The organism is Halobacteriovorax sp. DA5 (genome assembly GCF_002903145.1).
Classification (GTDB): domain Bacteria; phylum Bdellovibrionota; class Bacteriovoracia; order Bacteriovoracales; family Bacteriovoracaceae; genus Halobacteriovorax_A.
Genome location: NZ_PPDJ01000001.1, coordinates 244,636 through 263,310 on the forward strand (window position 1 = coordinate 244,636; position 18,675 = coordinate 263,310).

Annotated in this window: 19 protein-coding genes; 12 read left to right on the forward strand and 7 right to left on the reverse strand. The window is 36.8% G+C overall.

The features are described 5' to 3' along the window. Nucleotides 1–2: 2 nt before the first annotated feature. Nucleotides 3–941 (reverse strand): GTP cyclohydrolase FolE2, encoded by a 939-nt coding sequence (gene folE2, locus C0Z22_RS01200; protein WP_103216503.1) that lies wholly within the window; start codon nucleotides 939–941, stop codon nucleotides 3–5. 240 nt (nucleotides 942–1,181) lie between these two features. Between folE2 and C0Z22_RS01205 the strand changes: the two genes are divergently transcribed. Genes C0Z22_RS01205 through C0Z22_RS01215 form a run of 3 tightly spaced genes read left to right on the forward strand, consistent with a single transcriptional unit; the run spans nucleotide 1,182 to nucleotide 2,812 of the window. Further along, entirely contained in the window at nucleotides 1,182–1,391 is a 210-nt protein-coding gene (locus C0Z22_RS01205) for a hypothetical protein (protein WP_021266029.1), read from the forward strand. Between the two features lie 19 nt (nucleotides 1,392–1,410). After that, complete coding sequence (locus C0Z22_RS01210; RefSeq protein ID WP_103216504.1) at nucleotides 1,411–2,250, forward strand: hypothetical protein; 840 nt, start codon at nucleotides 1,411–1,413, stop codon at nucleotides 2,248–2,250. A 1-nt stretch (nucleotide 2,251) separates the two neighbouring features. Beyond that, complete coding sequence (locus C0Z22_RS01215) at nucleotides 2,252–2,812, forward strand: AAA family ATPase (protein ID WP_103216505.1); 561 nt, start codon at nucleotides 2,252–2,254, stop codon at nucleotides 2,810–2,812. Between the two features lies 1 nt (nucleotide 2,813). Here C0Z22_RS01215 and arsB read toward each other — a convergent pair whose 3' ends face one another. The 3 genes from arsB to C0Z22_RS01230 all read right to left on the reverse strand — a co-directional run bounded on the left by arsB (nucleotide 2,814) and on the right by C0Z22_RS01230 (nucleotide 5,664). Continuing rightward, nucleotides 2,814–3,824 carry an ACR3 family arsenite efflux transporter gene (gene arsB / locus C0Z22_RS01220; RefSeq protein WP_103216506.1) on the reverse strand — a complete coding sequence of 337 codons (1,011 nt, stop codon included), beginning with the start codon at nucleotides 3,822–3,824 and terminating at the stop codon, nucleotides 2,814–2,816. A gap of 1 nt (nucleotide 3,825) precedes the next feature. After that, nucleotides 3,826–4,242, reverse strand: a complete 417-nt coding sequence (locus C0Z22_RS01225) for an arsenate reductase ArsC (RefSeq protein WP_103216507.1) — start codon at nucleotides 4,240–4,242, stop codon at nucleotides 3,826–3,828. Nucleotides 4,243–4,329: 87 nt separating this feature from the next. Beyond that, nucleotides 4,330–5,664 (reverse strand): dihydroorotase, encoded by a 1,335-nt coding sequence (locus C0Z22_RS01230; RefSeq protein ID WP_103216508.1) that lies wholly within the window; start codon nucleotides 5,662–5,664, stop codon nucleotides 4,330–4,332. Nucleotides 5,665–5,720: 56 nt separating this feature from the next. On the opposite strand from C0Z22_RS01230, the gene cysS reads away from it, so the two are divergent. From cysS to C0Z22_RS01245, 3 genes are all read left to right on the forward strand, one after another. Beyond that, nucleotides 5,721–7,181 (forward strand): cysteine--tRNA ligase, encoded by a 1,461-nt coding sequence (gene cysS / locus C0Z22_RS01235; protein WP_103216509.1) that lies wholly within the window; start codon nucleotides 5,721–5,723, stop codon nucleotides 7,179–7,181. Between the two features lie 99 nt (nucleotides 7,182–7,280). Beyond that, nucleotides 7,281–7,781, forward strand: coding sequence for a hypothetical protein (locus tag C0Z22_RS01240; protein WP_103216510.1), 501 nt, complete (start codon nucleotides 7,281–7,283; stop codon nucleotides 7,779–7,781). Between the two features lie 48 nt (nucleotides 7,782–7,829). Further along, nucleotides 7,830–9,950 carry a patatin-like phospholipase family protein gene (locus C0Z22_RS01245; RefSeq protein WP_103216511.1) on the forward strand — a complete coding sequence of 707 codons (2,121 nt, stop codon included), beginning with the start codon at nucleotides 7,830–7,832 and terminating at the stop codon, nucleotides 9,948–9,950. Here C0Z22_RS01245 and lgt read toward each other — a convergent pair. Beyond that, nucleotides 9,940–10,719 carry a prolipoprotein diacylglyceryl transferase gene (gene lgt, locus C0Z22_RS01250; protein WP_103216512.1) on the reverse strand — a complete coding sequence of 260 codons (780 nt, stop codon included), beginning with the start codon at nucleotides 10,717–10,719 and terminating at the stop codon, nucleotides 9,940–9,942. The genes C0Z22_RS01245 and lgt overlap by 11 nt on opposite strands. A gap of 57 nt (nucleotides 10,720–10,776) precedes the next feature. Between lgt and priA the strand changes: the two genes are divergently transcribed. The 4 genes from priA to C0Z22_RS01270 all read left to right on the forward strand — a co-directional run bounded on the left by priA (nucleotide 10,777) and on the right by C0Z22_RS01270 (nucleotide 15,700). After that, a complete protein-coding gene (gene priA / locus C0Z22_RS01255) occupies nucleotides 10,777–12,813 on the forward strand; it encodes a primosomal protein N' (RefSeq protein WP_103216513.1) in 2,037 nt (678 codons plus the stop codon). Nucleotides 12,814–12,816: 3 nt separating this feature from the next. Beyond that, nucleotides 12,817–13,416 carry a LysE family translocator gene (locus tag C0Z22_RS01260; protein WP_103216514.1) on the forward strand — a complete coding sequence of 200 codons (600 nt, stop codon included), beginning with the start codon at nucleotides 12,817–12,819 and terminating at the stop codon, nucleotides 13,414–13,416. Between the two features lie 99 nt (nucleotides 13,417–13,515). Continuing rightward, complete coding sequence (locus C0Z22_RS01265) at nucleotides 13,516–14,982, forward strand: sensor histidine kinase (RefSeq protein WP_103216515.1); 1,467 nt, start codon at nucleotides 13,516–13,518, stop codon at nucleotides 14,980–14,982. Continuing rightward, a complete protein-coding gene (locus C0Z22_RS01270) occupies nucleotides 14,966–15,700 on the forward strand; it encodes an ABC transporter substrate-binding protein (protein ID WP_158246761.1) in 735 nt (244 codons plus the stop codon). Before C0Z22_RS01265 ends, C0Z22_RS01270 begins: the two co-directional genes overlap by 17 nt. Here the strand turns inward: C0Z22_RS01270 and C0Z22_RS01275 are convergent. Together C0Z22_RS01275 and yidD are read right to left on the reverse strand one after the other, a co-directional pair. Next, nucleotides 15,697–17,043: a D-alanyl-D-alanine carboxypeptidase gene (locus C0Z22_RS01275; protein ID WP_103216517.1), complete on the reverse strand. Its 1,347-nt coding sequence runs from the start codon at nucleotides 17,041–17,043 to the stop codon at nucleotides 15,697–15,699. The genes C0Z22_RS01270 and C0Z22_RS01275 overlap by 4 nt on opposite strands. Continuing rightward, on the reverse strand, nucleotides 17,040–17,279 hold the full coding sequence (gene yidD, locus C0Z22_RS01280) for a membrane protein insertion efficiency factor YidD (protein ID WP_103216518.1): 240 nt from the start codon (nucleotides 17,277–17,279) through the stop codon (nucleotides 17,040–17,042). Before yidD ends, C0Z22_RS01275 begins: the two co-directional genes overlap by 4 nt. Nucleotides 17,280–17,348: 69 nt before the next feature. Here yidD and nth point away from each other — a divergent pair, with 69 nt between their 5' ends. Both nth and C0Z22_RS01290 read left to right on the forward strand, forming a co-directional pair. Then, nucleotides 17,349–17,999, forward strand: a complete 651-nt coding sequence (gene nth, locus C0Z22_RS01285) for an endonuclease III (protein ID WP_103216519.1) — start codon at nucleotides 17,349–17,351, stop codon at nucleotides 17,997–17,999. Further along, nucleotides 17,996–18,673 (forward strand): alpha/beta hydrolase, encoded by a 678-nt coding sequence (locus C0Z22_RS01290; RefSeq protein WP_103216520.1) that lies wholly within the window; start codon nucleotides 17,996–17,998, stop codon nucleotides 18,671–18,673. The genes nth and C0Z22_RS01290 overlap by 4 nt, the downstream gene beginning before the upstream one ends. Nucleotides 18,674–18,675 lie beyond the last annotated feature (2 nt).

Sequence of the window (18,675 nt, forward strand, 5' to 3'; positions counted from 1 at the left end):
GATTAAATTTTTGGATTTTCTTTTCTGATATAACCAACAGCATTGTGGCTGTGAAGACTTTCTAAGTGCTCAACCTTTGCTTGCCAGTCTAGAATCTCTTCTGCTGAGTTTAGAACTTCTGAGATACGTCTTGTTGAGTGCTCAACAAACATTGGATTATCGCCATTGAGAATAGCAAATGCTTGCTCATCAAGTCTCTTAACAAGAGACTGAGTTTCAGTTGGAAGAGCAATTCTCATTAGATCTACTAAATCTTCTAAGTGAAACTTTGACTCTGCCTTATAAGTTACAGTAATCGTCGCTACAGATCTTTGTGAGTGAGCAGAAGCAATACCACTTCCTTCAGTTGTCTCTCCATTTCTATACTGTTCTTCGTACTGCTTCGACATTGAAAGAGAACATGGACAAGTTGATGAGTATTCGTATTCCATTGTTAGGTTGATTAGAGGAATACCATCACGTCCTTCAACACCTTCCATTGATACTTTATAGTATTGCCATCCCCAGTTTCCTGACTTTAGTGACTGTTGTTTAACAGGGTAGTTAAAGTCTAGAGTTAGGTGGGCCTGTGGAATTAGTGGTTCAGTATCGTAGTCGCGAAGATCTGTACGGTATCTTCTAAGTACTGTCGCAAAGAATTCATTGTTAACATTTTTCTCTAAGCCTTCCGCTTGAAGAATATTACAGAAGCGAGACATGTTTGCACCTGTCTTATGTGCTTCAAGAAATACGAACATCGACGCTTGTGCATCTGTTGATCTAACAGTTCCATCTCTGTGCTCAAAATTTAGAGGGATGCGAAATCTTTCAATACCAACTTTTGGAATGGCGATATGAACTTCATTAGCTGTCTTTTGAAAGTCATTTAAACCTGTTTCATCTTTGATTTGGCAATTAAGGATATCTTCGCGGCTATTTCTAAGTGCTTCAATATTTTTCATGTGAGTCCTTTTGTTCCTTATACAGAGGTAGGTGTGGTCCAACCCTTGGTTTCATTAATAATAGCACGTTTTAACGTGTTCAAGCACTTTTGGCAAACGAACTCCGTAGTAATTATAAGGCTATACACTACTTGTATAGGTTCTTTATGAACGTAAGTTATTGATTTCTGGGAAATAACCTCATTTAATAAGCTTATTTTTTTTAAATAAGGTAAAATGGAATGTGACGAGGAGCTTGATATGAAGGAAAGATCCCTAAGAGTCGAAAATTTCATCAGATACTTTGGTGAGATTGAGGACGTCAAAAAACAGATTGAGTGTTGCCCTAAATGTGGGGCCAAGTTCACTGTTACTCATTTGGCCGATCACGACAACCTCTATATCCATGAAGAGGTGACTTGTGAGAACTGCACTTATGGAACTGAGGAAACACTCCACATACTGAACTAATTTAATTAAGGAAGATTAAGTGAAGTACACATTAATTATTGCTGTCATCGCCAGCCTTACGGTTGGTTTTTTTGTTGGAAAATCCCAAAGACAAAATCCTGAAATTCAAATCAAAGAAGTCGAAGTCATCAAAGAAAAGAAAGTTGAAGTCATTAAGGAAGTTCCTGTCATTGATAAGGCCGGGGATGAAGCCTTGGCACAGGCCTTTACTTTATTCTTAGCGGCCCTTGGTCTTGAAAAAATTAAGGTAGATAAAGATGAAGTAAATGAGATCATGAAAGATCCAACGGGCTTTATTGCTCGAAATTCAATAAAAGAAAAATTAGCACCTAAAAAAAATAAGCCTGTGTTTCAGAATGAATCACGTTGGAGAAGAGAAAAAGAAAAAGCTGAGGTAAAACCAAAAGTCGCTGATTCAATATATAAGAATGTAAAATTCTCTCCGATCCCGGCAATTAAAGAGCCCCTTGTCTATTTAGCGCGAACTAAAGTCATTGAAGATGAAAAAAGATTCAAACGTATGAATGGTTCATATGCAGGAAATATTAAAATTTTAGAAGGCAAGTACAAAGGTCAAAACCACCGTATTGTCATCAATATTGAATATTTCAAAGATAGTGAAGGAAAGGGAACAGATGGCCAGTCAGAGATTCTTTTGTATGATGAAGATGGAAAGAATTACTCTCACTCTCGCGGTACCGGTGGCAATCGCAATATATTAGAAGGTAGCGATGGTTCATTTGTTATTCGTATCGTCGATAATACATTCCTTCACTTCATTAATGATCGTGGAATGAAGATGGCAAATTATTACGATGATGGAAAGCTCGTAGGAGTTGCCAAGCTTGTTGAGAATTAAAATGAATAGTCCTCTTCTCATTATCGTCTCAGGCTTACCTGCAACAGGAAAGACGACGATTTCAAAAGAACTCGCAAAAGAGTTCTCATTACCATTGATTGGAAAAGATATAATCAAAGAAAGCCTATTTAATAGCTTGGGAGTGAAGGATAGGGCCTGGTCAAAAGAACTTGGAAAAGCAAGTTACCCAATTTTATATTCTTTTATTAAAGCACAGCTTAATGCCAATAAAAGCTTGTTGGTAGAAAGTAATTTTTCGAATCAATTCGATACACCAATTTTAAAAGACTTTATCTCAAAGTATGATGCAAGGGTGCTTGCGATTTATTGTGAGTGTGATGGCTCCGTCTTATTTGAACGTTTTAAGACTAGGGCCTTGTCTGGGAAAAGACATCCAGGGCATCAAGATCACTTAAACTTCGATGAATTCAAAGACTCACTTTCAAAAGGTAAGATTGAAAAGTTAGAATTAGATTGTAAAAGCCTCACTGTTAATACGACTAATATTGATGATCTTGACTTAACTGAAGTGAAAGTAGAAATAAAATCTCTACTTTCTTAAATTAATAGCGCCACTTATTTGCAATCTTAACAAGACTAAGCATAACCGGAACTTCAATAAGAACCCCCACAACAGTTGTTAGGGCCGCTCCTGAATTAAGGCCAAAAAGGGCGATGGCAACGGCCACAGCAAGTTCAAAAAAGTTACTGGCACCAATCATAGAGCCTGGTGATAAAATATTATGTGGTAAGCACATCTTGCGGCCAATTCCCCAGCTTACAAAGAAGATAAAGTAAGTCTGAATTGTAAGAGGAATTGCTATCAGGACAATGTGAAGTGGATTAGCTAAAATCTTCTCGCCTTGAAAAGCAAAGAGTAGAACAAGAGTTGTAAGAAGGGCCACAATTGAAATTGGCTTAAGTCTGGCCATGAAAACTTCACTAAACCATTTCATACCAAATTTATTGATTAAGACTTTATTTGCGATATAACCTGCAAGTAGAGGAATCACGACAAAGATCACGACTGAACTTATGAGTGTATCGTATGGAATTGAAATACTTGTGACACCTAGTAAGAATTGAACGATAGGGATGAAGGCCACTAAAAGAATTAAGTCATTAATGGCCACTTGAACAAGTGTGTACTCTGGATCACCCTTTGTAAGGTAAGACCAAACAAAGACCATAGCGGTACATGGTGCAGCACCTAAGAGAATTGCTCCTGCAATATACTCTTGTGCGAGCTCTGGTGATAAAAAACCTGCATAGATTTTAGAAAAGAAAATCCAAGCAAAGAAGGCCATGGTAAAAGGTTTTATTAACCAGTTGATAATAACCGTAAGGCTTAGACCTTTTGGATTCTTTCCAACGTCAGCAATGGAATTAAAATCAATTTGTACCATCATTGGAAAGATCATAAGCCAAACAAGAATAGCAACAGGGATATTAACTGTGGCAATATTCATCTCACTTAGAACTGTGATCGATGTTCCAAGAACTTTTCCTAAAACGATTCCTGCGACGATACAAATCGTTACCCAAATACTTAAGTAGCGCTCAAAAAATCCCATCTTATATTCTCTCTTCTAAATTTATTATCATCGATTTAATTTCATCTCTTACTCGGCGATAAACCTGAAGTATTTCTTCTTCATCGCTAAAGTCTTTAGTGAGACGAGGAGGATCATCGAAACCAATATGAATGATCTTACCTCCAGGAAAGTAGGGACAGTTCTCATTGGCGTCACTACAAACTGTGATGACAATATCCATCTTTGCTTCAATTTCGTCCGTTGTATTTGATTCGTGATTTGAGATATCGACACCAACTTCTTTCATAACGGCCACGGCATAAGGATTAAGCCCATGCTTCTTTGTGCCAGCAGAGTAGAAGTTATACTTGTCGCCTTTTAGGGCCTTACCCCAGCCTTCGGCCATTTGCGAGCGACACGAGTTTCCTGTACATAGAAAGAGGATATTCTTCTTCATTACATTCCTATATTTTAAATAATATCCTATTATGACAAACTTCGTAATGAATCGAGTAGTTCTTAATTGTTAAGATTTGGTTATCGCTTACTTTGTCCTTACAATCGGCTGGGCCTGAACTTTAATGGCCTTTCCATGCTCCATAGCAACTTGTCCGCTAACGATTGTATAAGTAGGGCATCCTTTTACTTCCATTCCATCAAAAGGAGTCCAACCGACTTTAGATGCCTGGTCTTCGTTTCTGATAGTAAAGCGCTTGTTCATATCAAGGATTGTCAGATCACCATCCATTCCTTCTTGAATAAAGCCTTTGTTAAGCTTGAAAAGTTTGGCCGGATTCTCTGCTAAATACTTAACAATATCTTCTAGAGTTAGTCGTCCAGCTTCAACGTGAGTAAGCATTACTGGAAGCATTGTTTGCACACCAGGCATTCCCGAAGGAGAAGCTGGGTAGGGTTGAGCTTTTTCTTCTAGAGTGTGAGGAGCGTGATCACTTCCAAAAACATCAATCACACCACTTTTAAGTCCTTCCCAAAGTCCATCTGTGTGATCCTTTGTGCGAATTGGTGGATTCATCTGCGCAAGAGTTCCGATCTTGTCATAGATATCTGGAGCAAAGAGAGTTAAGTGTTGAGGAGTGACCTCAATTGTACAATGCTCTTTTTGATCCTTTAAAAATTCAATTTCATCTTTTGTTGTTAAGTGAAGGATGTGAACCTTACGTCCTGCTTTCTTTGCAACTTCGATAATCATCTTTGTCGATTCAAGGGCCGTCTGAGCATCACGCCACTTATAATGAGCGTGAACGTCTCCATTTGCATTATCACGGATGGCAACATTGGCATGAAGCCTTTCCTCACTCTCACTATGAACTGAAATATGGCAGTCTAAAGTCTTGAAGATTTCAACTAGTTTGTCAGTATCATAAAGGAGAAGGTCGCCTGTTGAGCTACCTAGAAAGATTTTTACTCCTGAGCATCCAACCATATCCTGTGACTTTACAAGCTCGTCGAGATTCTTTCCACTTGCTCCAATGAAGAAGCCAAAATTTGCATATGAAGTTTCTTTTGCAATATCAACTTTAACTTGGGTTGCCTCAATAGTTGTTGTTGCAGGTTTTGTATTTGGCATTTCAAAGAAAGTACAAATTCCACCAAGAACGGCGGCCTTTGAGCCATGAGCGATATCTTCTTTATGTGTTAGACCTGGCTCGCGGAAGTGGACTTGTGAATCGATAAGTCCTGGAAGAATATCGAGTCCCTGTGCGTCAATAACTTCGGCAGCGCTTTTTAGATCAGAATCATTAAATTTAGCTAATTTTACTATCTTACCGTCCTTTATTCCGATATCTTCTTGCCAGCTTTTTTGTGAAGAGTGTAGAGTGCCGTTTTTGATGATTAGGTCGAATTCACGGATATTCATGACAGTTTTCCCTTTTTCGGTTATTCTATCTGCATAAAAAAATAGAGGAGTTGATAGTGTCACTAGTAGTTTACAATACTTTAACAAAGAAGAAAGAAACTTTTACGCCATTAGAAGAAGGCAAAGTTAAGCTTTATCTTTGTGGACCAACTGTTTATGGACCGCTTCATATTGGAAACTTTCGTGGGCCTATCTTTTTTAACTTCGCAAGAAATTGGATGGAGCATATCGGTTACGATGTGAACTTCGTTTATAATTACACTGACGTTGATGATAAAATTATTAATAAAGCAAATGAGGAAGGTGTTGATTCCCTTGAAATCTCAGAGCGCTATATTAAATACTTTCAAGAAGACTTTGGGCGCCTAGGACTTCGTCCTCATACGCATAATCCAAAAGTAACGGATTATATTCCTGAAATTATTGAATACGTTCAAGGTATCATCGATAATGGCATGGCCTATGTTGTGGACGGAGAAGTTTTCTACGAAACAACAAAGCTTGAATCATATGGTGAGCTTTCAGGTGTAAATCTAGAGGAACTCAACTCGGGAGAGCGAGTCGAAGTTGATGAGCGCAAAAAAGATCCTAAGGACTTTGTTCTTTGGAAGCCTGCTAAACCAGGTGAGCCGTCTTGGGATTCTCCATGGGGTAAGGGGCGTCCAGGTTGGCACATTGAATGTTCGGCGATGATCAAGTCGATTCTTGGAAAATCTATTGATATCCACGGCGGTGGAATTGATTTAATTTTCCCACATCATGAAAACGAAATAGCTCAAGGTGTAGGATGTAATTCTTGTAAATACGTAAACTATTGGATGCATAATAACTTCATCAATATGAGTGGAGAGAAGATGAGTAAGTCCCTTGGCAATATCATCACTGCTCGCGCTTTCATGGATGAGTATCATCCAGAAATTTTAAAATATATTATGCTTTCAACTCACTACCGTTCAATGCTTGATGTGACTGATGAAAAAATTGATCAGGCTTTTGGTGGTGCAATTCGTGTTTACCGCGCACTTCAAGTGGCCAAACATGCAGCTACTTTTGAAGCTAATGAAAGTGCAAAAGTTAATAAGAAACTTGCAGAAGACCTAAAGCGTTTAGATGCAAAGATTGAGAAAGCATGTAATGACGATTTCAATACAAGTGAGATGATGTCTGCGGTTTATGAAGCAGTTAAAACTTTCAATACATTAAATCTTGAAAAGAAAGCAAAGGATGTAAACTCTGCACCTACTGCAATTGCATTTTCACAGTGGATTGCAAAGTATGGAAAGATGAGTGCTCTTTTTGCAATGGATCCTGAGATATTCTTAAATGAAATTAAGGAAGTTCAAATCAGAAGAAAGGGGATTGCCCTTGATAAAGTTAATGAGCTTCTGGCAAAGCGAGCGGATGCACGTGCTGCTAAGGATTGGGATGCAGCAGATGCGGCCCGTGACGAATTAAACGCTTTAGGAATTGATTTCCAAGAAAGTGGTGATGAAGTGACGTGGTCTGTTCGTGTCTAATGTCCGAACACCTATTGTAATTGTTTCTTAAAAGACCTTTATATTCTCTCCTTGTGGTAATTTTATTTATATACGCAATTGACACGAGGAGAGATTTTCATGAAAAATCTAGTAATTTCAACAGCTTTAGTACTTATTTCATCAAGTTCAATGGCCCAAATTAACTCAAAACAATTTGTAGACTGCTTTGTTAAGGCCACAAATGAAGTGATTGCAGACCTTCATGTGAATGGGTCAAAGAGTAAGAAGAAGAGGCTTTGTAAAGAGCTCTCGCAAGAGATGGTCGATCGCCTAATTGAAAAGTTCACTGTAATTGAAGGTGGAGAACTTAAGTATTACTCAGCAGATAGTATGGGTAAAGAGCGTATGATCGATATCTACGACTATATTAAAGATGATATGAATTGCTATGGTAACGCAGTCGAAGGACAAGGCGGATCTCTATTTGGAGCTCTGGCAAATACATTTGCTTATAATAAAAACTTAAAATTAACAGATCTGGCGCTGGATAAAATGGCCGGCCAAGATCTTTGGGATAAAGCATTTAGTCCAAGTATTTACAAAAATTTGAATGACTTAGATCTATCATATTGCAAGTAAGCTTAAGCTTTACTTGGCACAAATAGAGGAAGCAAATACAATACTAGAATGAAACGTTTTATCCTACTATTGAGCTTCCTCTTTTGTTTTCAACCTTTCGCAAAACGAGTCAATACGGCCCTTGTTGTAAGTGGTGGTGTTTCACTAGGCTCTTATGAGGGCGGATTCTTAAGTTATCTAACTGAATTTGAAAAATTAAATTATCAAGTACAGCGTACGCCACAAATTTATGCTGGAGCATCTGCTGGTAGTATGAACGCTTTGATTACTTTTCTTGAAGCCGGAAGAGTTCACGGTGGAGAGTATATTGTAAAGGACTCACTCTTTTGGCGACTTTGGGTGCCTTTAGGAATTGATCGACTAGCGGATAATAAGCAAATGTCCATGACTAACTTTTTATCTAAAAAGCCGATTCAATCAATGTATAAAGATGCACGCCAAATCTGGAATGAAGGCTTACGAGCTGATATCGATATTGTTTTTGGAATCACTCTTACTCAAAAGAAGCCTGAGATTATTGAAGTATACAAAGGTGGAAGAAAATTTCCTCAAATGCTAAATGAGGCCATTTTTAGAATTCGTGGTCAAGGTGAGGGGAAGCCTCCTATCATCGAAAACTATCCAATTGCCACAAATTCGACGAGACAAATCTACTTACCATTCACTAAGAATCAAAATGATAACTTAACAAAACTCTTACAGGTAATCGAGGCTTCTGGAGCCTTTCCTTTGGCCTTTAAACCGGTTGATATTGAGTATTGTAAGTACGAGGACTTTAAATCGAAGAAAAAGTGTCCATTGAGTTCAATTACAAAAAGAACATTTATCGATGGTGGGATGTTTAATAATATTCCATTAACAATCGTTAATAAGGTATCTAGGCACAAAGTCGCTAAGGATAATTTGCTTTTAATTATTGATCCAAGCGATGAACACTTACTTTATGAAACTCGTGAGTTTCAAGAGAATGGAAAGGAAGTCGCAAAGTATGTTCTTGATATTTTTGATAGCTTTATAGGAACGGCCCGTTCTCGTGAAACAATTGCTTTTTATGAGTCTCCTAGTTTTTCTAATTCTATGAGCTCAACTGTATCACTGCCTCTGGCCTCTTCTCCGATGTATGCCTTCTTTGGTTTCTTTGAAGAAGATTTTAGACGTTTTGATTTCTTAGTTGGTTATGCGGATTCTAAAAAGTTTACTAGTGACTATATTGCAAAGAATCACTTGGGACGAAAATTTAAGATGCCTAAAAGAATCCAATTTGATCAAGATGAAGCTTGTATTGTTGAAGTTGTTGAAAGAAAGGACTTTAATCATATCTGTCTTGAAGGACTTAATAAGAATTTAAAGACAATTTTAAAAATCTCTGTAGCAAAGGTTATTGAAAACTGTGAGCAAGAGCTAGAGCTAAAATTGTGTCATCGAACGGAATCATTTAAAAAGAGTCGTTTATATGAAAATCGATATGGGGAATTTAGATTCAAAGAAAAAGAAAATATAACTCAATACACACTTAGAAAACTAAAGGATGAAGACTTTCTCTTTAATGAGCTTCATAAAACAGAGAAGAGAATAAATCGAAGTGATGCGCCATATTTGGTTATAAACAAACTACATACATCTATTGAGTCTTATACTGATAAACTCAACGCTACCGAAAAATTTGTCGCAAAATTAGGTTCAAAAGCCTATCTTGATTCTATTTACTACATTCCTTATGAGTCGTACTTCTCAATTGATTTAGGAACTCTTGCAGAAATTTCGTACACTCGTGCAATTGACGACTTTTCAAGATCGATAAAGAGTTGGCGCTGGGGTGTTGGATTGATGCTAAATTCTGTTATGGACTTTCAAGAATCTAAAGATGATGACAATGTTTTTATTCCTAATATTGGAATTGAAAAGACAATGCTTAGCTGGTCTGATGAGAGTTTACAAATAAGCCTAGGTGTACGAGGAGGCTATATGTTTTCTAGTACCGATAAGTATGGCTCTGTCGAATGTAGTAGCTTCCGTGCAAATTTTAAATCTTGCTCTGGAGTTTATGGCCAATTCTATCCACTTTTTACCTTATATGAAAAAGTACGTATTAAGCCATTTGTTCACTACATTCATGCAACAGAAAATAAAGAAATTGGTACTGGTTTAGAACTTGGGCTTAACCTTTAGTAACAGGTTTATAAAGAACTAAGATAATACCAACGATAATAAGTGGGATACTTAGAATTTGTCCCATATTTAGGGCCATACCTTGTTCAAATGCCACTTGGTTTTCTTTAAAGAATTCCACAAAGAATCGCCATGCAAAACCACCAATAAAGATAATTCCTAAAAAGCGTCCAGATTGCCACTTATTGTGAAATTTTGAATAGAGGTAGTAAACAAGTCCTGAAACTGCAAAGAAGCCAAGTGCTTCGTAGAGCTGAGTAGGGTGGCGAGCAATATTATCTGCACGAACAAATTTAAACGCCCATGGAAGATTTGTAGGATGACCAAAGATCTCAGAATTCATTAGGTTTCCAAGTCTAATAAATCCACCTGTCATAAGGGCCGGTGCTGCAACAAGATCAAGAAGCCACATCAGTGGGACATCTTTAACTCTTTTCTTAAAGGCGTATATTGAAACGATAACACCAAGGAATCCACCGTGACTTGCAAGTCCACCTTTCCATACATAGAGAATCTCAAGGGGATTACTTAAGTAATAACCTGGCTCATAGAAGAGACAATGACCTAGACGTGCACCAACGACACAACCTACAATCATATAGTTTAATAATGAGCTCACTTCGTCTTTAGTAAAGTTTTTTTCTTTGATTAGGTAGCGGCGACAATAGCGCTCACCAATAAAGAAACCAACGATAAACATTAGTGAGTAATAACGAACGGCAATAGGTCCGATTCTAAATATTTCTGGATCAACATTCCATGTAATCATATACTTATTGTATGATGATAGTGTAGGTTTTACACTTACTTTTTACTTTAAAATCTTATGCAAGACGTTAATACACTAAACGCTCAACATTATTGCCAAGTCGCGGTTGATTATCCAAAACTACCAAGTGTTCTTACTTATAAGACGTTAGGAGAGGAGATTCCTGTTGGTACCCTTGTGGAAGTCCCTCTTGGTAGAAGGAAGGCTAAAGGTGTTGTCGTACCATTTACAATTACGCAAAAAGAATTAGAAGAAACGATTACTAAGTATAAGCTTAGGCCAATCAACGAAGTTCTCGCGCCAGAGTTTTCATTATCACAAAGTGAGATGAAGCTCTACGATTGGATGTCTCGTTACTATCACTACAATCTTGGGCAACTTGCTTGGGACTGCTTGCCAAAAATTTTAAAACGTCCTCGCGAAGTTGAAACTCAATTTGGTGATAACCAAGATTTTGAACATGAACTATCTCCGCTACAAAAGCCCATATATGAAAGTATCAATGCTAAGCTTGATAATGGATTTGATCGCTTTCTCGTTCATGGTGTTACAGGATCAGGAAAAACATTAATTTATCTTCACTTGATAAAGAATGTATTAAAGAAGGGAAAGAGTGTACTTTTCTTGCTACCTGAAATTAACTTAACGCCTCAGTTTATGGAGACGTTTAAAAAATATTTGAATTGTCCAATTCTTCCGTATCACTCGGGTGTAACACCTTCTCACAAGAATGCTATTTGGAAGTTTTTAAAGAAATCTGATCGACCAGTTCTTTTAATGGGAGTGCGCTCTAGTGTTTTCTTGCCTGTTGAAAACCTAGGCCTTGTGATCGTTGACGAAGAACATGATAGCTCATTTAAGCAAACAGATCGTTGTCCTTATAATGGGCGCGATGTTGCCATTAAGAAAGCACAGCTATTCAATGCACCTGTCGTTCTTGGTAGTGCGACGCCTTCATTAGAAAATTACTTCACTTTTTCAAAGCTTAAACCAGAGAATTACTTTTCATTGGAAAAGAGAGTTGCCGGCGGCTTTCCGGAGATTGAATTATTAGACTCTCGCTCTCATGGTGCTAAGAAAGATATGGATGCCTTATCGATTTGGCCATTTGAAAAGAAGTCTTTAGATATGATTAGTGAAGCTTTAGATAGAGACGAGCAAGTTCTCGTTTTTGTAAATCGCCTAGGTTTTTCAAATTATCTTCAGTGTCGAGGTTGTGGTTATAAATTCGAAGATCCTAATACTGGTGTACCACTAAGGTATTTTAAAAATAAAAATATTCTTTCAAGCTCTCATTCAGACTATCAAATTCCAAGACCAGAAATTTGTCCTGAATGTGGAAATATGAATCTGCTACAAAAGGGATTCGGTACAGAAAGACTGCAAGAAGTTTTACAAGAGTTTTATCCTACTAAGAAGATTGAGCGCTTTGATCGCGATGAGATCACAAATCTTGATAAGCTAGAAGATAAGCTTGAGCGTTTCCATAAAGGTGATATTGATATCTTTGTGGGAACACAAATGCTTTCTAAAGGTCACAACTTTAAAAAAGTTAATCTCGTTTTAATTTTAGGAACTGATTCAATGCTAAACTTCCCTGACTTTAGGGCCATGGAAAAAGCTTACCAAATGATTGTTCAAATTTTAGGACGAGCAGGGCGATATTCAAATCACGCTAAGGTTGCAATTCAAACGATGCTTCCAGATAATACAATGTTCGATTTTATCAAATCACATAGTTTTTCTGGTTTTTATGATTTCGAATTAACAACGCGTGAGTTTGGTCTATTTCCTCCTTATACAAAGATGGCAAATATTCACGTCTCTGGTAGAGATCGCGACAAAATAATTGGCAATCTCTCAAGTGAAATTCAAAAGCTTCGTGGGCTAATGGATCAGTTGGGAATCGATGGCCAAGTATGGGGTCCTACTCCTGCTATGATTGAAAGGCGTGCGAATATGTTCACATGGAGCATGTCTTTAATGTGTAAGAATGGGGGCGAGCTCAATCAAGTATTGCAGATTTTTCGCGCTCAAAATAAGATCGACTATTCTTTCTCTGTAAAAATCGATGTCGATCCAATGGATACTTAATTTATGCTTTCAAAAATAATTACTAGCTTCTTCTTTATCGTGGCCCCTCTTTGTTATTCACCTGGCCCTGCAAATATAACTTTGGCCGGCCTTGGGGGAACTTATAGTTTTAAGAAAACTCTACCTTTCATACTTGGGTTATGGCTTTCAACTATTTCAGGACTTCTACTTTGTCTATATGGTGCAACAGACTTCATCATGAAACATGAGAAGCTCATGAGATACCTTCCTGTTTTTGGAGCTTTATACTTATTCTTTATGGCCTATAAAAGCCTTACTAATGTAAAGAAAGTAGAGGTGAAGAATGAGGAAGAAAATAATAAAGGTCCTTCATTTCTAGAAGGGGCTATTTTTCAGGCCCTAAATCCCAAATTCCTAGTTTTCACAATTAGTGTTTACTCACCATTTTTAAATGAAGGGAAACTCTTTCTAACACTTTTTAGTGCCGTGCTTTTTTTTGGTGGAGCTAGTGCTCATCTGCTCTGGTTTTTTATGGGCAATCGTCTGGCCCACGTTTTAGGCGGGAAAAAGGCCCAGTACTTTTTTAGTATCCTGTTAATCGCAGTAGGGATTTGGATGATTTCAACTTCTATCTCTAAGTAGTTAATATTATTAGCTATGTTAGTCTAAGCTAATTGTCTTAAAACGATTTCTATTTACAAAGTACTTGCTAAATCTAAATAACGCATGTAGATATTGGACATGCACAAGTCACCTGTTCGCTTTTCATTTATTATTCCGATTGTTATGGGGGTAGTACTAACAATAAGCTTCTTTGTCATGGGCGCAGCTACTTACAGTATTCATAGTAATCAGGAAAGGGTTCGTTTTGAGAATGATAGAGAAATCATTTCAAGACAGATTGTAAATTCTCTAAAACTTCCTATCTGGAACTTAAATAAAGAATATATTCAGAAAATTTCTAATGTCTTTGTTAACTCAAGCGACCAGGCCGTTACTGCTATTACTGTTAGAGATGAGAATGAAAGTCTTTTGAGTCAGATTTCATTAGTTGAAGCAGCGGCCCCAAAATATGTAAGCCCTGAAATAGTCATTGAAAATTTTGAAGTTATATATGAGGGCAAGAAGATAGGAAGTGTTGAAATTAGATTTTCGAATCAATTAAATGCTATCTATGTTCACAATATCATGAAGATGATTGGGGTATGGTTTATATCGGGACTTGTTCTATCTTTGATTGTGACATCAATTGCTTACTATTATTTATTCTTTAATCCTCTAAAGCACTTTGTAAATAGAACAAGCCGTATTGCCAGTGGTGACTTCCGCCCAATACGTGAAAAATTTGTTCTTAATGAATTATCATTCTTTGCAAAAACACTTAATAAAACTCTAACCGAAATTATTTTAAGAGACGTAAAGCTAAAGAGATATAATGAAGAGCTTGAGGCGATAGTTACGACAAGAACTCAGGAATTATATGAGCAAAGAGAAAGAAGTCACGAATCAGAGAGACTCGCTGCCCTAGGGCAAATGGCCGCTGGGATCGCTCACGAGATTAATAACCCATTATTTGTCATTCTTGGAAATCTAAATCGATTAAAGAAATGTGTTAATGGCGAAAAGTGTGAATACATTCTTGAAAAGGTTGAGCTTGCTGCTGATCGAATTACTGATATTGTTAAGAGTATGTCGACAATGTCTCGTGATGGTCAAAAGGATTTAAAAACGATTATTAGGTGTGAAGAATTAGAATCAATTGTTTCATCTATTTGTCGAGGACGTTTGGCGGAAAAAGATATCCGTTTAGAATTCTCTTACGATAAATCTTCTATTGATAATTTAATTTATGCTAATAAAACTCAAATTAGCCAAGTTCTTGTTAATTTAATTAATAACTCGATTGATGCGATTGAGGAATTAGACGAACGATTAATTATCGTTTCTATAAAACAAGATTTCGAAAATCTTTATATCGAAGTCATTGATAGTGGAAAAGGGATTGATCCAAGAATCGAAAGCCGTATTATGGAGCCTTTTTACACGACTAAAGATGTAAATAAGGGAACAGGATTAGGACTTAGTTTATCTTATGAGATGATGTTAAATAATGATGGCTATCTTAGATATGATTCGAAGTCTGAAAATACGAAGTTTATCTTATCGTTACCTAGATATAGTGGAGAAGCTAGTGAATTACTTCACTAAGTACGCTTTAATATTTGCTTTTTCTACTTCTCTCTTTGCTGCCAAGGAAGTTCAGGTTGGTGCTTATCAATTCCCACCATTTTATATTTCTAAAAATGGAAAGAAGTCTGGACTCGTTTATGAGGTTATAAAAGAGCTTAATAAGGTTCAGAGTGAATATCGATTTAAGATTGTGGAAACATCTGCAAGACGTCGCTATCGAGACTTTACAACGAAGCGCTTTGATTTGATTTTATTTGAAAGTCCTAAGTGGGGATGGGAAGAACGTGGCATAAAATATGATATGACTCCTTCTTTTTTAAAAGGAGGGGAAAAATTTATCGCTAAAAAAGATAAGAATAGAACTCATGCTTACTTAAGGGATTTAAAAAAGAAGAGCATTTTGCTTTATGATGGTTATCACTATGGTTTTCTAGATTTTGATATTGATCAGAAATACGATGCGAAATTAATCTATACCAACTCACATGAAGGAAATATTTTAAGTGTCTTAAAGGGACGTGGAGATATTGCCGTCGTAACAGAGTCTTATCTAACTCAATTTTTGGAAGATAATAAAAATTTAAAAGATAAACTCATTATCTCTACTCACTACGATCAAGAGTATTCTCACCGAGCATTAGTCACTCAAGATTCTATTATCACAAGCGAAAAATTTTATCATTTCTTGAAACTAATTAAAGATCGCCCTTGTTGTCGTCAGTTTTCAAATCTTTAGTTTAACTCATACATTAATAGCTCACTAAAGCGTTCTTTAGAACGTCTCCAAGCTTTTGCTTCTTGTCTTAACTTCTCATTCTTTGCAGAGTTTGGACCCATTAGAAGTTGTCTCTTTTTTGGATTATTGATCATGACACAAAAAGTAACAGGATCTGCTTCAAAGCTTCTTCCGCAAATATTATAAACGAAGTCGAGGCTTCCTGTTTTATAGCGGTACTTCTCAAACCCTTCATTAGTTAAGTACTTGCGATGTAGAGAACCACTGTGACCAGTAATTGAAAGTAGATTAATGAAGTAGTTATTTCCAAATTTCTTATAAGCGTTCTTATTGATGAAATTAACAATATCTTGAGCTAACATTTCTATGTTAACACTCAGTCCAGAACTATTAGTAAGCTCGCCTTTAACAGGTAGCTTTAAGTCGCTAACCATTTTTTGAGCAGCATCTTTCAAATTATCTTTTTTTGTCGCTTTTAAGACTAGTGTTTCAATAAATAAGTTATTTGAGTACTCGAGAGATAATTTTACCATATCTAAAGAAGGCACAGAGTAGACAGTGTTTAAAATTTTAGACTTAGTAAAACTTTCTTCAAACGCCACGCCTTTTGTTTCAATGCCCGCAATCTTTAAGTGATGATTAAAATAATTAGCATTAAACTGTAGAGAGTCTCTTATAGGTACTTCTAGAAAGTAATCTTTGGAATTTGTATAAACCCATGATTCCTTTTCATTATTTTTGATATGACGAAAAACTTCTCCAGGCCCTAGTGGCTTAGGTGACTTTTTAATTTCTAGGCCATTGTGAGTTGGGAAAATATTTTTATCGTCACGTCCGATCGACTTGAAACGGTTAAAATTTATGTTAAGGCCTGAAATACTTTGGTTATATGGTTGGTCATCTAGTCCAACATTTCCTATACGATTTAGATCGACAAAATTATTAACAACAATGAGTTTTCCTTCAACTTTCTTTATTCCAGCTGCCTTTACTGCATCAATGAGATCATAGGCTTGTGCTGTTAGAAAGTAGGGGTCACCTGAAGTACTTAGGATAAGGTCTCCCTTTAGTGTCCCGTTTGAAATATGTCCTCTTGAGGCAATCGATGTTTTAAAACGATAGTCTGTACCTAATTTATCGAGGATGTAATAAGCCGAAAATATTTTAAAAATCGAAGCGGGGATAAAAGAGTTTTTTGAATCGAGGGATCTTGATTTACCACTATCCCATTGTAAGAAGTAACTTAATTCGTCACCCTTATCTAAAAATTCTTTCTTTAAATTGTCGATTGATGTTGTGGCAAGAGATGCTAGAGAAAAAAATATTAAAACTAAAAACTTCATTTGTGCTTATCCTTATGGCAACAGTCTAGAGTTACAGGATCATATCCGCCTTTTGACCATGGGTGGCAACTCGCAATACGTTTTGTTGTTTTCCAAAATGCTATGTGAAATGGCAGTTTGGAAAAGGCCTCAATGCCATATTGAGAGCATGTTGGAGTATAGCGACAATTTGCCCCGAGAAATGGGGAGATTGCTATTTGGTAAAAGCGGATTAATTTGATGAAAATGTATCTCATTACGCGTTATTTTAGCATTTTCATGGATAATTTGCTAAATTTTTATGGTTCAAATTAATAGGAAAGAAGATGTTAAAACAAGAAAGAGCAGACTATATTGTCGAGGCACTTGAGGAGCTTTATCCAGAGACTCCAACGCCTCTAGATCATACGAATGAGTTCACCTTACTGATAGCTGTCTTATTATCAGCACAATGTACAGATGAACGAGTTAATCAGGTGACGCCGGCACTTTTTGCAAAGGCCGATAACGCACGCGACATGATGAAGTTAACACAAGAAGAAATTAAAGAAATCATTAAACCTTGTGGACTTTCTCCAAGAAAGTCTAAGGCCATTTATGATCTCTCAAGAATTCTTGTTAATGAACATGATGGAGAAGTTCCGGCAAGTTTTGAAGATCTTGAAAAGCTTCCTGGTGTCGGTCATAAAACGGCCTCTGTTGTTATGGCCCAGGCCTTTGATGTACCAGCTTTTCCTGTGGACACTCATATTCACAGGCTTGCTCAGCGTTGGGGCCTAACAAAGGGAAAGAATGTCGAACAAACAGAAGAGGATTGTAAGAAACTCTTTCCAAGAGATCTTTGGAATAAACTTCACTTGCAAATTATCTTCTATGGCCGTGAATATTGTAAGGCGAGATCATGTTTTGGACTTGAATGTCCAATCTGCCGCTATGTATATCCAAATCGTAAATCAAAAGTAGAGACAAAGAAATGAGAGTAACAAGAATTAATGATTTTGATATTTTACTACAAGAAGGAAGTACAAATAAGTCAATCGTAGTACTTCATGGATATGGAGCAAGTTTTCAAGATTTAGCTCCTCTATATCAGTATCTAGATCCAAAGGATGAATTCAATTGGTATTTTGTCGATGGACCGATGAAAGTTGATATTGGAATGGGGATGAAGGGAAGTGCCTGGTTTCCAATCGATATGATGGGACTTCAACAAGCTTCGATGGAAGGACGAATCGAAGATTTCTTCTCTCAGAGTGTTCCTGATGGAATCGAAGATATGCGTGATCGCTTAGTTCATTTGATCAAAGAGATTAAAAAGAATAGCACAGAAGTATTCCTAGGGGGATTCTCACAAGGCTCAATGCTAAGTCTTGCCGTTGCATATAAAGAACCTCATTTAATTGAGCGTCTCTTCTTACTTTCATCTACTTTATTTGATGAAGCGCATATTGCAGAAAATACAAAGCATATTAAGCATATTCCAATTTTTCAATCGCATGGAAGTGTTGATCCTATTCTTCCATATTTTCTGAGTGAGAAGCTTAAGAGTTATCTTGAGAAGGTTAATGAATATGAATTCCATCCATTCCAAGGTGGCCATGAAATACCAATGCCAGTTATTCAAAAGTTAAAAGATTTTTTAGGAAAGTAGAA

Bases quoted from the DNA above. Each gene is read 5' to 3' on its own strand.
- C0Z22_RS01260 (WP_103216514.1), top strand. From the start codon at position 12,817: ATGCTTTCAAAAATAATTACTAGCTTCTTCTTTATCGTGGCCCCTCTT.
- priA (WP_103216513.1), top strand. From the start codon at position 10,777: ATGCAAGACGTTAATACACTAAACGCTCAACATTATTGCCAAGTCGCG.
- arsB (WP_103216506.1), bottom strand. From the start codon at position 3,824: ATGGGATTTTTTGAGCGCTACTTAAGTATTTGGGTAACGATTTGTATC.
- nth (WP_103216519.1), top strand. From the start codon at position 17,349: ATGTTAAAACAAGAAAGAGCAGACTATATTGTCGAGGCACTTGAGGAG.
- C0Z22_RS01230 (WP_103216508.1), bottom strand. From the start codon at position 5,664: ATGAATATCCGTGAATTCGACCTAATCATCAAAAACGGCACTCTACAC.
- lgt (WP_103216512.1), bottom strand. From the start codon at position 10,719: ATGATTACATGGAATGTTGATCCAGAAATATTTAGAATCGGACCTATT.
- C0Z22_RS01245 (WP_103216511.1), top strand. From the start codon at position 7,830: ATGAAACGTTTTATCCTACTATTGAGCTTCCTCTTTTGTTTTCAACCT.
- folE2 (WP_103216503.1), bottom strand. From the start codon at position 941: ATGAAAAATATTGAAGCACTTAGAAATAGCCGCGAAGATATCCTTAAT.
- C0Z22_RS01240 (WP_103216510.1), top strand. From the start codon at position 7,281: ATGAAAAATCTAGTAATTTCAACAGCTTTAGTACTTATTTCATCAAGT.
- yidD (WP_103216518.1), bottom strand. From the start codon at position 17,279: ATGAGATACATTTTCATCAAATTAATCCGCTTTTACCAAATAGCAATC.
- C0Z22_RS01225 (WP_103216507.1), bottom strand. From the start codon at position 4,242: ATGAAGAAGAATATCCTCTTTCTATGTACAGGAAACTCGTGTCGCTCG.
- C0Z22_RS01265 (WP_103216515.1), top strand. From the start codon at position 13,516: ATGCACAAGTCACCTGTTCGCTTTTCATTTATTATTCCGATTGTTATG.
- C0Z22_RS01215 (WP_103216505.1), top strand. From the start codon at position 2,252: ATGAATAGTCCTCTTCTCATTATCGTCTCAGGCTTACCTGCAACAGGA.
- C0Z22_RS01205 (WP_021266029.1), top strand. From the start codon at position 1,182: ATGAAGGAAAGATCCCTAAGAGTCGAAAATTTCATCAGATACTTTGGT.
- C0Z22_RS01275 (WP_103216517.1), bottom strand. From the start codon at position 17,043: ATGAAGTTTTTAGTTTTAATATTTTTTTCTCTAGCATCTCTTGCCACA.
- C0Z22_RS01290 (WP_103216520.1), top strand. From the start codon at position 17,996: ATGAGAGTAACAAGAATTAATGATTTTGATATTTTACTACAAGAAGGA.